The organism is Pantoea sp. X-Soil-OKNW-713, assembly GCF_059730685.1.
In genome coordinates, this window is the sequence record NZ_AP035995.1 from 3,599,261 (window position 1) to 3,612,653 (window position 13,393).

Consider the following 13,393-nt stretch of genomic DNA (forward strand, 5'->3'; position numbering starts at 1 on the left):
AGAATTTACTGAATAATCCGAAAATAATGCATAAAAAAAGGCCCTTTCGGGCCTTTTTTGTACTGTAAGGGAAAATTACAGTACGTCGATCGCGTTAAGCTCTTTGAACGCCTGTTCCAGGCGAACCACCATGGATGCCTGAGCAGAGCGCAGCCATACGCGCGGATCGTAGTATTTTTTGTTCGGGCTATCTACGCCGTTCGGGTTACCGAGCTGGCCTTGCAGATAGTCTTCGTTCTTTTTGTAGTACTGCAGGATACCGTCCCAGGTCGCCCATTGGGTGTCGGTATCGATGTTCATCTTGATCACGCCGTAGCTGATTGACTCTTCGATTTCCGCAGCAGAAGAACCTGAACCACCGTGGAATACGAAATCCAGCGAGTTGTGCGGCAGGTTGTGTTTCTTAGAAACATATTCCTGAGAATCACGCAGGATGGTCGGGGTCAGCTTAACGTTACCCGGCTTGTACACGCCGTGAACGTTACCGAAAGATGCCGCAATGGTGAAACGCGGGCTGATTTTGCTCAGTTCGGTGTACGCGTAATCCACGTCTTCCGGCTGGGTGTACAGGGCAGAAGCGTCCATGTGGCTGTTGTCCACACCATCTTCTTCGCCGCCGGTGCAGCCCAGTTCGATTTCCAGCGTCATACCCAGTTTCGCCATACGGGTCAGATATTTGCTGGAGATCTCGATGTTTTCATGCAGTGACTCTTCAGACAGGTCAATCATGTGAGAAGAGAACAGCGGCTTACCGGTTTTGGCGAAGTGTGCTTCACCCGCGTCCAGCAGACCGTCGATCCACGGCAGCAGTTTTTTCGCGCAGTGGTCAGTGTGCAGGATAACCGGCACGCCATACAGCTCTGCCATCAGGTGCACATGGTGCGCACCGGCGATAGCACCGGCAATCGCCGCGCCCTGAGGTTTGTCGGTTTTGTAACCTTTACCCGCGATGAAAGCAGCACCACCATTGGAGAACTGAACGATGACCGGCGATTTCACTTTCGCTGCCGCTTCCAGTACTGCGTTGATGGAATCTGTGCCGACGCAGTTTACTGCTGGCAGGGCGAATTTGTTCTCTTTCGCCACTTTGAAGATTTTCTGAACGTCATCACCAGTGACAACGCCGGGTTTTACGAAATCAAAAATTTTAGACATGGTTGTGTCCTGTTTCGTTTACCGTTCATCCCCGAATCGAGGGGGACTGGATTTTATGCCCCATAGCGTCAGGGCAAGTCTTCAGGCGACGCCAAAGCGCCGCCCCCAAAAGATTACTGCTTCGCGCGCTCTTCCAGCATGGCTACGGCTGGCAGTTTTTTACCTTCCACGAATTCGAGGAATGCGCCGCCACCGGTAGAGATGTAGGAGATCTTGTCTTCGATACCGAACAGATCAATGGCTGCCAGGGTGTCACCACCGCCTGCGACAGAGAACGCTTCGCTGTCAGCGATCGCGTTAGCAACGATTTCGGTGCCTTTACGGAAGTTCGGGAACTCGAACACGCCAACCGGACCGTTCCACAGGATGGTTTTTGCGTCTTTCAGCAGTTTTGCCATTGCCTGTGCGGTTTCATCACCGAAGTCCATAATTTCTTCGTTATCCGCCACTTCGGAAACCTTTTTCACGGTTGCCGGTGCGGTTTCAGAGAATTCTGTGCCTACGCGGGAGTCGGTCGGAACCGGGATACCGTACTGGTCACGCAGACCTTTGGCCGCTTCCACGAAGTCTGGCTCGTACAGGGATTTACCGACGTTGTTGTCGATAGCCACGAAGGTGTTAGCGATACCACCGCCGACGATCACGGTGTCAGCGATTTTCACCAGCGATTGCAGCACGTCGAATTTGGTAGAGACTTTAGAACCACCGACAACCGCCACCAGCGGACGCTGCGGGTTGCTCATCACTTTGCCCAGCGCTTCCAGCTCAGCAGAGAGCAGCGGACCGGCACAGGCGATCGGTGCGAATTTACCTACGCCGTGAGTTGATGCCTGCGCACGGTGCGCAGTACCGAAGGCATCCATCACAAACACGTCGCACAGTGCGGCGTATTTTTTGGACAGCGCTTCGTCGTCTTTCTTCTCGCCTTTGTTGAAGCGTACGTTTTCCAGCACCACCAGCTCACCCGCACCGACTTCAACGCCGTCGAGGTAATCTTTAGCCAGGGTAACTGTGGTGCCGTTCAGCTTGTCTTTCAGATAGTTAACAACCGGCAGCAGGGAGAACTCTTCGTTGTATTCACCTTCGGTCGGACGACCCAGGTGAGAGGTAACCATCACTTTCGCGCCCTGTTTCAACGCCGCTTCGATGGTGGGCAGAGAAGCACGGATACGTGCATCAGACGTCACTTTCCCTTCTTTCACTGGTACGTTGAGATCGGCACGGATCAGAACACGTTTTCCAGCAAGATCCAGATCGGTCATCTTAATTACAGACATGGTGAACCCTCTCGTTGATTCTCATAAGTTTTGCCAGACGCAGACCGCGTCTTACCTGAAACCGCTTGCGGCCATTGCTAACGTTGTGTCGAGCATGCGGTTAGCAAAGCCCCATTCGTTGTCACACCAAACCAGGGTTTTGATAAGGTGGTGACCGCTGACCCGCGTTTGCGTGCCATCCACAATGGCACTGTGCGGATCATGGTTAAAATCTACTGAGACTAACGGTAATTCCGTATAGTCAACTATACCACGAAATGCCCCTTCTGATGCGTTTTGCAGCAAGGCATTGACCTCACATGCCTTCACCGCCTGGCGTACCGAAACGCTCAAATCAATGGCCGTAACATTGATGGTTGGCACACGCACCGCGATAGCTTCGAAGCGATCGTTAAATTTCGGAAAAATGCGCGTTATACCCGCCGCCAGCCGCGTATCCACCGGAATGATCGATTGGCTGGCTGCACGGGTACGGCGGAGATCGCTGTGATAAGCGTCGATCACCTGTTGATCGTGCATCGCCGAGTGGATGGTGGTCACGGTGCCTGACTCAATGCCAAAGGCGTCATCCAACAACTTTATCACCGGAATAATGCAGTTGGTGGTGCAGGATGCGTTGGAGACAATGCGGTCAGTTTGTTTAAGAGCCTGTTCGTTCACGCCGAACACTACGGTGGCATCCAGATCGTTACCGCCCGGATGCGAGAACAACACCTTCTTCGCGCCCGCCTGCAAATGAGCTTCGCCATCCGCACGGCTGCCGTAAACACCGGTACAATCCAGCACGATATCAACATTCAGCTCCTGCCACGGCAGGGTGGCGATATCGGCCTGATGCAGGATACGAATGGTATCGTCACCGACAAACAGCAGGTCGCGTTCCTGGCGCACGTCAAAGGCAAAACGTCCGTGGCTGGTATCGTACTTCAGCAGATGCGCCATACCGACGGCTTCCGCCAGTTCGTTAATCGCCACCACGGTGATTTCTGCTCTGCGGCCTGTTTCATACAACGCACGCAGCACATTACGCCCGATACGACCAAAACCATTTATAGCTATGCGAACGGTCATCTTTCCTTCAACCACACCTGAAAAAACGTGCCGATAGCCTGAGCGTTTCACACCCTTTTGTACAGGGAATTCTTGTCGACTGCCTGTGGTTGTCAGCGGGTTTCACGCCACAACTGAAACGGTTCAGCTAGGATAAAGCAAGGAAGGAATAACAGGAATGATTGTGATCAACTGCGCTGCTGATTATTGGATCTACGTCACAAAATAAGCCAATTTAAGATTATTACTGGAGGAATAATGAGGTAATGCTTGCCCGAATTCGTAGCGGCGCGATTTATCGCGCAATTCCGTGCGCGATGTCGGAAAACCCCGCGCGATAAATCGCGCCGCTACGGGAATCCAAACGGGCGGCCATCAGGCCGCCCAAAAGCATTACAGAATCGATTTCGCGGTTGCGACTACATTGGCAACGGTGAAACCAAACTCTTCGAACAGTTTCTCTGCCGGGGCTGATTCACCAAAGCTGGTCATACCGACGATTGCACCGTTCAGGCCGGTGTACTTGAACCAGTAATCGGCGATACCCGCTTCGATCGCAACACGCGCAGCCACTGCTTTCGGCAGTACAGATTCACGGTAAGCCGCATCCTGTTTGTCGAACGCATCGGTGGACGGCATGGAAACCACGCGCACTTTACGGCCTTCGGTGGTCAGCTGGTCGTAAGCACCGACCGCCAGTTCCACTTCTGAACCGGTGGCGATCAGGATCAGTTCCGGCTGACCGGCACAGTCCTTCAGCACATAACCACCGCGTGCCACGTTTGCCAGCTGCTCAGCGCTACGATCCTGCTGCGCCAGGTTCTGACGGGAGAAGATCAGCGCGCTCGGGCCATCTTTACGCTCGATGGCGTATTTCCACGCCACCGCAGATTCCACCTGGTCACACGGACGCCACAGGCTCATATTCGGGGTGGTGCGCAGGCTCGCCATCTGCTCAACCGGCTGGTGCGTCGGGCCATCTTCGCCCAGACCGATGGAGTCGTGGGTGTAGACCATGATTTGACGGATCTTCATCAGCGCCGCCATACGTGCCGCGTTACGCGCGTATTCCACAAACATCAGGAAGGTGGCGGTATACGGCAGGAAACCGCCGTGCAGGGCGATACCGTTGGCAATCGCGGTCATACCGAATTCGCGCACACCGTAGTGGATGTAGTTACCGGCCGCATCTTCGTTAATCGGTTTAGAACCGGACCACATGGTCAGGTTGCTCGGTGCCAGGTCAGCTGAACCGCCGAGATATTCCGGCAGGATTTTGCCGAAGGCTTCGATGGCATTCTGCGACGCTTTACGGCTGGCGATTTTCGCCGGATTGGCCTGCAACTGCTCAACAAATTTCTGCGACTCTTCAGCCCAGTTGGCCGGCAGTTCGTTGTTCATGCGACGTTTGAATTCGGCAGCCAGTTCCGGGTGCGCAGCAGCGTAGGCCGCGAATTTCTCGTCCCATGCGGCTTCTTTCGCTTTGCCCGCTTCTTTGGCATCCCACTGAGCGTAGATGTCTGCCGGGATCTCGAACGGCGCGTAGTCCCAGCCCAGCTGTTTGCGGGTCAGCGCCACTTCGGCGTCGCCCAGCGGTGCGCCGTGGGAGTCGTGGGTACCGGCTTTGTTCGGGGAACCGAAACCGATGATGGTTTTGCACATCAGCAGGGATGGCTTGTCAGTAACGGCTTTGGCTTCTTCCACCGCTTTTTTGATGGCGTCGGCATCGTGACCGTCCACGCCGCGCACCACATGCCAGCCGTAGGCTTCAAAGCGTTTTGCGGTGTCGTCGGTGAACCAGCCATCGACGTGACCGTCGATGGAGATGCCGTTGTCGTCATAGAAGGCAACCAGTTTGCCCAGCTTCAGCGTACCGGCGATGGAGCATACCTCGTGTGAGATACCTTCCATCATGCAGCCGTCGCCCATAAACACGTAAGTGTTGTGGTCCACGATGTCGTGGCCCGGACGGTTGAACTGCGCAGCCAGCGTGCGTTCGGCAATCGCAAAGCCGACGGCGTTAGCGATACCCTGACCCAGCGGGCCGGTGGTGGTTTCGACGCCTGCGGTGTAGCCGTATTCCGGGTGACCTGGAGTTTTGGAATGCAGCTGACGGAAGTTCTGCAACTCGCTCATCGGCAGATCGTAGCCGGTAAGGTGCAGCAGGCTGTAAATCAGCATCGAGCCGTGACCGTTAGACAGCACAAAGCGGTCGCGCGCCGCCCATTGCGGGTTGGTCGGGTTGTGGTTCAGGAAGTCACGCCACAGCACTTCGGCAATGTCCGCCATGCCCATCGGCGCACCAGGGTGTCCCGATTTGGCTTTCTGTACTGCATCCATACTTAACGCGCGAATGGCGTTGGCAAGCTCTTTACGAGAGGGCATTTTCTACTCCAGGTCGGATTAATACTTCGCCACTCCTAACTTATTGTAATTAATCAGCTATCAGGCGAAGCAAGGAAAAAGTCGCACATCAATGTACATGAAAAACGGGGCAAAAGTACATGCTACGGGGTGCTAAATCTGGTGGTCAGAGGTTGCAATTCAGCTGCTGTCTGCTAGCCAGCGAAGCACTTGCAGGCTATAAACAAAGCGTTTAAACACCGGCATCAAGTTCAGGTGTTTGTTTTTACTACCTTGTTACTCTGAGGATTCTGGAATGAAGATCCAACCGACCATCATTGCCTTTGGGATAGCTGCCTTGTTGAGCGGCTGTGAAGGATTCGACAACAATGCGTTGCTGCAATCCGGCGCGCAGGCGTATCAGGCTTATGCGTTAAGTGACGACCAGGTGAAGCAGCTGAGCGATCAATCCTGTGCGCAGATGGATAAGGAAAATCAGCTCGCCCCGGCGAACAGCGAGTACCAGCAACGCCTGAATAAAATCGGCGCTGCGCTGGGTGACAACATCAACGGTGTGCCAGCTAACTATAAGGTCTATCTGACCAAAGATGTGAATGCCTGGGCGATGGCGAATGGCTGCATCCGCGTCTACAGCGGCCTGATGGATATGATGACCGATAACGAGGTCGAGGGGGTGCTGGGTCATGAGATGGGCCATGTCGCCCTGGGCCATACGCGTAAAGCGATGCAGGTAGCCTTCGCGACCACGGCGGCGCGTACCGCGGCAACCTCAATGGGTGGCGTCATCGGTTCGTTATCCCAATCGCAACTGGGGGAACTGGGCGAGAAGCTGGTGAATGCGCAGTTCTCACAAACGCAGGAATCAGAAGCAGATGATTATTCGTATGATTTGCTGAAGAAACGCGGCATCAATCCAATGGGGCTGGCGACCAGCTTCGAAAAGTTGGCGCAACTGGAACAGGGGCGTCAAAGCTCGATGTTTGATTCGCACCCCGATTCCGAAGCGCGCGCGCAGCATATTCGTGACCGGATAGCTGCCGACGGGAAATAATGCACCGTAGCGGCGCGATTTATCGCGCAATTCCATGCATCGTGCCGGAAAAGACGCGCGATAAATCGCGCCGCTACAGGAACCTGCCTAACGCTTGAACAGCTGATCGACCATCGACCCCAAATCCAACTGATTATCATGCAAACTCTGATCATCCAGTTGGCCCTGCGGCGACATTTTATCAATCAGTTGCGGCAGCAGCAGCGCCAGGGTGCCGGACGCGCCCTGTACATCGGTACCGAGCTTATCTGCCAGTGATTGTAACTCCGGCTGACCAAACGCCGACTGCATATCGCCACTGTCCACCGGCTGATTATTGCCGGTGCCAATCCACGAACCCAGTACGTCGCCCAACCCGCCCTGCTGGAACTTATGCAGCAGTGCTTCAATACCGCCCTGCTCCTGCACCCAGCTCCAGATAGCCTGCAACTGGCCCAGCTGATTGCCCTGCCCCTGGCCGCCTTCTAACGATCCGACTAAATCATCCAGTAAGCCCATCATGACCTCCGAAGATTAATTGACCGTCAGTAAGTTTAGCCCTTATTGGCCGCCTGTACGTGCAGCATGTCCAGCGCCAGCGTCGCAGCAGCAAGTGAAGTCAGGTCGGCATGATCGTAACCCGGTGCCACTTCCACCAGATCCATCCCGACGATATTCATCCCTTGCAGGCCACGAATCAGCTTGGTGGCTTTATCGGTGGTCAGGCCGCCAATCACCGGCGTGCCAGTGCCAGGCGCATGGGCCGGATCAAGACAATCGATATCAAAGGTCAGATACACCGGCAGATCACCTACGGTGCGCTTCACTTCAGCCAGGATGTCATCGACGCTGCGATCGTTAACCTGCGCCGCATCCAGCACGTTAAAACCGAGGCTCTTATCAAACTCGGTACGGATGCCGATCTGCACCGAATGGTGAGGATCGATCAACCCTTCTTTCGGCGCAGTGAAGAACATGGTGCCGTGGTCAAAGGTCGGGCCGTTGGAGTAGGTGTCGGTGTGCGCATCGAAATGCACCAGCGCCATTTTGCCGAAATGCTTGGCATGGGCACGCAGCAGCGGCAGCGTGACGTAGTGATCACCGCCGAACGTCAGCATACGTTTGCCGTTCGCCAGCAGTTTCTCGGCGTGGGCCTGCAACTTGTCAGACAGATCCTGGGAATCACCAAAGGCATACACCAGGTCGCCACAATCCACCACGTTCAGACGCTGACGCAGATCGAAATCCCACGGCCAGCGGCAGCCTTCCCAGGCGAGGTTAGTTGAGATCTGACGAATAGCGCCCGGCCCTAAACGGCTGCCCGGACGGCCCGAGGTCGCTGCATCGAAAGGCACGCCGGTGATGACCCACTCCGCGTCGCTGTCGTAAGGTTGGAAGTTGACCGGGAAACGCATGAAACCGAAGGCGTTCGAAACCAGTGAGTTATCGTACTGATTGCCGAGGGTGTTATACATAAATCGTCCTCTTGAGATCCTGAATCCGCGTGACATTAAGGTATAGATGAAATATGACCAAAAAAAATCCCCTCCGCGTCGTTAAACCCGACGAGGAAGGGATTTGATGCGGCTGATTATCGCGAAGATTCTCGTCGGCTGCAATTAACGTTCGCGCATGGCCTCTTTGGCGCGGTTAAACGGTTTAATCAGATAATCCATCACCGTCTTCTCGCCGGTTTTGATATCCACCGTAGCAACCATACCGGGGCTGATTGAGAAACGTTTACCGGCTTTATTCTGCACATAATCATGATCGGTGCGGATATACACACGGTAGTAGTAAATCTCCGGCTTCACCTCATCCTGAATGGTATCCGGTGAAATGCTCTCCACCACCCCATCCAGCCCCCCATAGATTGAATAATCATAAGCGGAGATTTTCACCAACGCTTTCTGGTCCGGGTGAATAAACGCAATATCGCGCGGTGACAGGCGTGCCTCAATCAACAGATGATCATCCATCGGCACAATGTTCATCAGCTCCCCATTGGGCGGGATCACCCCACCGACTGTGGTTACCTTGATGTCTTTCACCACGCCACGCATCGGGGCACGAATGGTCAGGCGACTGACGGTATCCTCACGCCCACGAACCGTCTGCAACAGGCTGTCGGCTTCCGCCGTGGCTTTCGCCAGATCCTCACGCGCCTGGACATAATATTGCGAGCGCATATCGGTCATCTTCAGCTCAAGGTCGGATTTGTCACGCTGCAAACGCAGCACTTCGACGCTACTGGCCGCACCGGTTTTTGCCAGACGTTCGGTAATCGCCAACTCGCGGTTAGCAAGGCTCAGCGATTGCTGGATCTGTGCGGTCGCATCCTTCAGTTGCGCGCGACGGGTTTTGAACAGGCGGGTTTCTGACGCAATCAGGTCGGGAAATTTATTCAGCTCTGCCGGGAAGCTGAGCGGCAAATCGTTGACCTCGGCATTAAGACGGGCACTGGCTGCCAGCGCCGCACGATAGCGCGCCGCACTCTCCCCAACGCTCGACTCCGAGCGGATCGGGTCCAGTTTTGCCACCACCTGACCGGCTTCGACATGGCTGCCCTCGTGCACATAGATTTCGTCCAGGATGCCTCCCTCCAGCGATTGCAGCACCTGGTCATGGGAGCTGGGGATCACCTTGCCGGTACCGGTTGAGACTTCATCCAGCACGCCAAAATAAGCCCAGACGCAGGTGACCAGTAATAAAAAGAAGCTGATGACAATCAAGCGCACCGCACCTGAATAGTGGGTTTCTGATTGCAGATCGCCCGCCAGATCGTCCGAGGAATCCCCTTCTGCCGCCACCAGGCGTAATTTCGCAGGTAACTGTTTCATGGGTTAACCTCCGGGCGCGCATGGCTGGCGCGCGGTGGCGGCAACGCATTCTCTTTAGGGCTGTCCATCACCAGTTGTCCTTCCTTCAGCACCAGAATGCGATCCACCAGCGCGAGAATCGCAGCACGATGGGTGGCGACCACCAGGGTGCGGCCATTCAGCCACTGCCCAAGTCGTTCGATAAACTCTTTCTCGGTGTGATCATCCAGTGAGGCGGTTGGCTCATCCAGCAGCACGATATTCGGGTCGCGCAGCAGCATGCGGGCCAGCAGCACCGACTGGCGCTGTCCACCGGATAAGCCCACGCCCCCTTCCATCACCGGATGATCAAGGCCGAGCGGCAAACGATGAATAAAGTCAGCACCGCCGCTGACCACCAGCGCGGCAAAAATGGCGTCATCGGTGGCGTGTGCCGCCCCCATAGTCAGATTTTCCCGCAGGGTGCCGTGGAACAGGCGCGCGTTCTGCGTCATCAGACCGACGTTGCGCCGCACATCCGCCAGATCGATATGCGGCAGGCTGAGGTTATCCAGCAGCAATTCACCGCCAATCAACTCCACGCCGCCAATCATCGCCTGCAACATGGTCGATTTACCGGCCCCGTTGCGCCCGAGGATGGCAATGCGTTCGCCCTGTTTAATGGTCAGGCGGTTGATGCGTAGCGCGACGGTGAGCGTGTCGCTGTAGTAACGGAACATCGCCTCGTTAAACTGATAATTACCAAACAGCACCGGACAATGAATGCGGGTTTCGTCGGTGCTGTTCTCCACCGGCAACGTCATCAGGCCATCGAGACTGGTTTTCGCCGCTTTCACCTGCTGCCAGCGAGCCAGCACGCCGCACAACGTCGCCATCGGCGCGATCATGCGGGATGACAGCAACGAGGCCGCCACAATCGCACCGGTGGTGATATCACCGTTAATTACCATCGGCGCACCAATCACAATCACCGTGGCGTACACCATCCCCTGAATGGTCACTCCCCAACTGATCAGCGAATGCATCGCCTTACGGGTTTCCACCCCGGATTGCGCGGTGATGCGGATGTAGCTGTTCCACTGTTGCAGGAAGCGATCCTCCGCCTGCATCAGTTTGATATCCTCCAGCCCCTGCACGCTCTCCACCAGCACGGCGTTGCGTAATGTCGACTCCTTCAGCGCCTGCTGCGCCAGCTTCGACAGTTTTTTCTGCATAAACAGGCCCGGCAACACCATCAGGATCACCGCCACCGGCGCAATCCACGCCAGTTGCGGTGCAATGATCGCCATCACCAGCAAAAACAGCAGGAAGAACGGCATATCGACAATCGCCGTCACGGTGGTGGAGGTGACCATCTCACGGATCGCCTCCAGTTCGCGCAGTTGCGAGATAAAAGTGCCGGTTGAACGCGGTACGGCGCTGTTGCGCAGGCGCAACGCATGACCAAACACCCGGTCCGACACACGCATATCCGCCCGTTTGCCGAGCAGGTCGGTAACATGGTCGCGCCCGACGCGCAGGATATAGGTGAACACCACCGAAATAATCACGCCGATATAAAGCACATACAATGTCGGATAAGACTGCGCCGGTATCACCCGGTCATAGACCTGCATCGAGAAGATAATGCCAACCAGCGCCAGCAGGTTGATCAGGAAAGATCCCAGCATCACATAGCCGTAGGGGCGCAGATCTTTCAGTACCAGACGGCGCAGCCAGTCCGGCTTAACGGTTTCCAGGTAGCGATCGACCCGGCTGTCTTTGGCCGGGGCCAGCGGGCGAAACGCCGCGGCAAAATGCACATCCGCCAGCAACGAGAGCAGGGAAAGCGGTGTGGGTTGCTCATCACCGGCAAAATGCACCCGCACTTCGTCCTCGCCATCAAAGGAGGTGATCACCCCCACCTGGCCATCATTCAGTTCGACCGCCAGCGGCAGCCGCCAGTGGGTCACCTGCCATTTCTCATCATCATACAATTGCAGCGATAAACCGGCCTGACGCGCCAGATGGCGCAGCGCCTTATCGCGCGTCTGTTTACCCTGCCATTCGCTGGAAGCCAGGATCATGCCCGGTGAGCAGGGTAAACGATAATGGGTGGCGATCTGGATGATCGCCGTCGCCCATCCCTGTAACGGCACACCGCCTTCAGCGTGATCGGGCTTTGCGCCTGGGGTTTCTGGAATCTGCATTTGCGTCATGGCTGAATCTCCACGGACTGGATGCGCTGATTATTCAGGGCGAACGCCGACCGCATATGCCCGGTGCTGTAAAGGCAATCGAGTTGCAGTGAGCGTAACTGACTGATGGTTTGCTGAAGCGTAAAGCGGGTCTGGTAGACCTCCTGTTCGGCGTTCAGCACGTCGAGCAGCGGGCGGGTGCCGAGCTGCAAATATTGGTCCTGGTAGAGTTGCTGCGTTTTCTCGCTTAGCTGTTGTTGCCGTCCCAGAATGTTGAGCGTCAGCGCCAGACTTTGCGAGGTATTCTGCGATTCACTCAGCTGCTGGCGTGCTTTAAGCCGTGCCGAGTTGACCGCCGCATTGGCCGCGCTGACGGCATTGGCCGCAGCATCACGACTGGCGGTCATGCCGCCCCCCTGATAAATCGGCATTTCGACTTTGACCCAGGCGGAATACTGGGTGCGATCCAGCGTTTCACTGCTGGCATAGTGATCGTTAAGGTAGTGGGTGACTTCCGGTTCCAGCGAGATAGTCGGCAGCATCTGCGCGTTGGCGTTATCCAGCTTGGCTTGCGCCTGGTTGGCCGCCGCCCAGGCTGCCAGCACCGCCGGAATCAGACGGTCTTCCGCCTGTGACGACTGGCAGGAACGCATCAGCTTCGCGGGAAAATCATCGCTGACTTTATTGACCGTTGCCCAGCCGAGGTAGGTTGCCAGCGTGGCACGCCAGCGATCCAGATTGGCCTGATATTGCGTCAGGGTGGTGCGCGCCCCTTCAATACGGGCATCGGTTTGCGTGGCATCAGAAAGGGAAGCTGCCCCTTCGTCATTACGCTGTCTGGCTAAATCGCCAATTTTATTCAGCGACGCCAGTTGTTGTTGCGCGATGACCACCAGTTGCTGATAACCCTGCACCTCGACCAGCGCGGCAGCCGTGTCATGCGCCACGGTATCAATGCTGACCAGCACGTTGGCCTGCTCTTCCGCGACGCCTGCTTCTGCCGATCGCACCGAGCTGCTGACTTTGCCGAAGTCATACAACATCTGCGACACCGACAGGACAAACGAGGGGCTGTAGCCTTTTTCGGTATAAGCGTTGGAGTAGCCGTTATTCATCCCGGCACTCACCTGCGGATAATATTTTGCTTTCGCCACATCAACCTGATTGGCCTGCTCCAGCAGTTTTCCTACCGCTTCGGCAATATCGGGATGCCAGTGCACCGCTCGCTGCACCGCCTGATTGAGCGTCAGGGTGTCCGGTATGTGGTTTAACGCGGGTTCGGCAACTTCGCCGGTTAATGAAGGTAGATCCTGCTGTTGTGTCAGACCCTGAGTGGTAATGCGTCCGGCCCTTGTCAGGGCGTCATCGGCCGCGTTTGCTTGAGAATTACTGAGAAAAGCGATGCCAGCACAGAAAACGCTGAGCTTCCAGGAACGGCGATATATTGCGCTTGATTGCATCAGGTCCATCGATACTCCACCAGTCATTAAGAGAAAGGGGCACATCCTGTGCCCGGGGTGC

10 protein-coding genes are annotated in these 13,393 nt (G+C 55.9%); 1 reads left to right on the forward strand and 9 read right to left on the reverse strand.

Annotation, left to right across the window (positions count from 1 at the left end):
- Nucleotides 1–75: 75 nt before the first annotated feature.
- From fbaA to tkt, 4 genes are all read right to left on the reverse strand, one after another.
- Nucleotides 76–1,155, reverse strand: coding sequence for a class II fructose-bisphosphate aldolase (gene fbaA / locus AC6I8R_RS16840; protein ID WP_021184640.1), 1,080 nt, complete (start codon nt 1,153–1,155; stop codon nt 76–78).
- 113 nt (nt 1,156–1,268) lie between these two features.
- Nucleotides 1,269–2,432 (reverse strand): phosphoglycerate kinase, encoded by a 1,164-nt coding sequence (gene pgk, locus AC6I8R_RS16845; protein ID WP_021184641.1) that lies wholly within the window; start codon nt 2,430–2,432, stop codon nt 1,269–1,271.
- A 51-nt stretch (nt 2,433–2,483) separates the two neighbouring features.
- Nucleotides 2,484–3,503 carry an erythrose-4-phosphate dehydrogenase gene (epd, locus tag AC6I8R_RS16850; RefSeq protein WP_021184642.1) on the reverse strand — a complete coding sequence of 340 codons (1,020 nt, stop codon included), beginning with the start codon at nt 3,501–3,503 and terminating at the stop codon, nt 2,484–2,486.
- 372 nt (nt 3,504–3,875) lie between these two features.
- Nucleotides 3,876–5,867: a transketolase gene (tkt, locus tag AC6I8R_RS16855; protein WP_013510352.1), complete on the reverse strand. Its 1,992-nt coding sequence runs from the start codon at nt 5,865–5,867 to the stop codon at nt 3,876–3,878.
- Nucleotides 5,868–6,141: 274 nt separating this feature from the next.
- Between tkt and loiP the strand changes: the two genes are divergently transcribed.
- Nucleotides 6,142–6,897, forward strand: coding sequence for a metalloprotease LoiP (gene loiP, locus AC6I8R_RS16860; protein WP_208723669.1), 756 nt, complete (start codon nt 6,142–6,144; stop codon nt 6,895–6,897).
- 87 nt (nt 6,898–6,984) lie between these two features.
- Here loiP and AC6I8R_RS16865 read toward each other — a convergent pair whose 3' ends face one another.
- The 5 genes from AC6I8R_RS16865 to AC6I8R_RS16885 form a co-directional block, all read right to left on the reverse strand.
- On the reverse strand, nt 6,985–7,395 hold the full coding sequence (locus AC6I8R_RS16865; RefSeq protein ID WP_208725549.1) for a YidB family protein: 411 nt from the start codon (nt 7,393–7,395) through the stop codon (nt 6,985–6,987).
- 35 nt (nt 7,396–7,430) lie between these two features.
- The gene (gene speB, locus AC6I8R_RS16870) at nt 7,431–8,351 is read right to left on the reverse strand and encodes an agmatinase (protein ID WP_208723668.1); all 921 of its coding nucleotides are present in this window, start codon (nt 8,349–8,351) and stop codon (nt 7,431–7,433) included.
- Between the two features lie 144 nt (nt 8,352–8,495).
- A complete protein-coding gene (locus AC6I8R_RS16875) occupies nt 8,496–9,716 on the reverse strand; it encodes an HlyD family type I secretion periplasmic adaptor subunit (RefSeq protein ID WP_208723667.1) in 1,221 nt (406 codons plus the stop codon).
- Nucleotides 9,713–11,893, reverse strand: coding sequence for a type I secretion system permease/ATPase (locus AC6I8R_RS16880; RefSeq protein ID WP_497832605.1), 2,181 nt, complete (start codon nt 11,891–11,893; stop codon nt 9,713–9,715). Before AC6I8R_RS16880 ends, AC6I8R_RS16875 begins: the two co-directional genes overlap by 4 nt.
- A complete protein-coding gene (locus AC6I8R_RS16885) occupies nt 11,890–13,341 on the reverse strand; it encodes a TolC family outer membrane protein (protein WP_497829481.1) in 1,452 nt (483 codons plus the stop codon). The genes AC6I8R_RS16880 and AC6I8R_RS16885 overlap by 4 nt, the downstream gene beginning before the upstream one ends.
- Nucleotides 13,342–13,393 lie beyond the last annotated feature (52 nt).

What these genes read in the sequence shown, in the direction of transcription:
- AC6I8R_RS16885 (WP_497829481.1), bottom strand. Translation starts at nt 13,341, where the DNA reads ATGGACCTGATGCAATCAAGCGCAATATATCGCCGTTCCTGGAAGCTC.
- speB (WP_208723668.1), bottom strand. Translation starts at nt 8,351, where the DNA reads ATGTATAACACCCTCGGCAATCAGTACGATAACTCACTGGTTTCGAAC.
- loiP (WP_208723669.1), top strand. Translation starts at nt 6,142, where the DNA reads ATGAAGATCCAACCGACCATCATTGCCTTTGGGATAGCTGCCTTGTTG.
- epd (WP_021184642.1), bottom strand. Translation starts at nt 3,503, where the DNA reads ATGACCGTTCGCATAGCTATAAATGGTTTTGGTCGTATCGGGCGTAAT.
- AC6I8R_RS16880 (WP_497832605.1), bottom strand. Translation starts at nt 11,893, where the DNA reads ATGACGCAAATGCAGATTCCAGAAACCCCAGGCGCAAAGCCCGATCAC.
- AC6I8R_RS16875 (WP_208723667.1), bottom strand. Translation starts at nt 9,716, where the DNA reads ATGAAACAGTTACCTGCGAAATTACGCCTGGTGGCGGCAGAAGGGGAT.
- tkt (WP_013510352.1), bottom strand. Translation starts at nt 5,867, where the DNA reads ATGCCCTCTCGTAAAGAGCTTGCCAACGCCATTCGCGCGTTAAGTATG.
- pgk (WP_021184641.1), bottom strand. Translation starts at nt 2,432, where the DNA reads ATGTCTGTAATTAAGATGACCGATCTGGATCTTGCTGGAAAACGTGTT.
- fbaA (WP_021184640.1), bottom strand. Translation starts at nt 1,155, where the DNA reads ATGTCTAAAATTTTTGATTTCGTAAAACCCGGCGTTGTCACTGGTGAT.
- AC6I8R_RS16865 (WP_208725549.1), bottom strand. Translation starts at nt 7,395, where the DNA reads ATGGGCTTACTGGATGATTTAGTCGGATCGTTAGAAGGCGGCCAGGGG.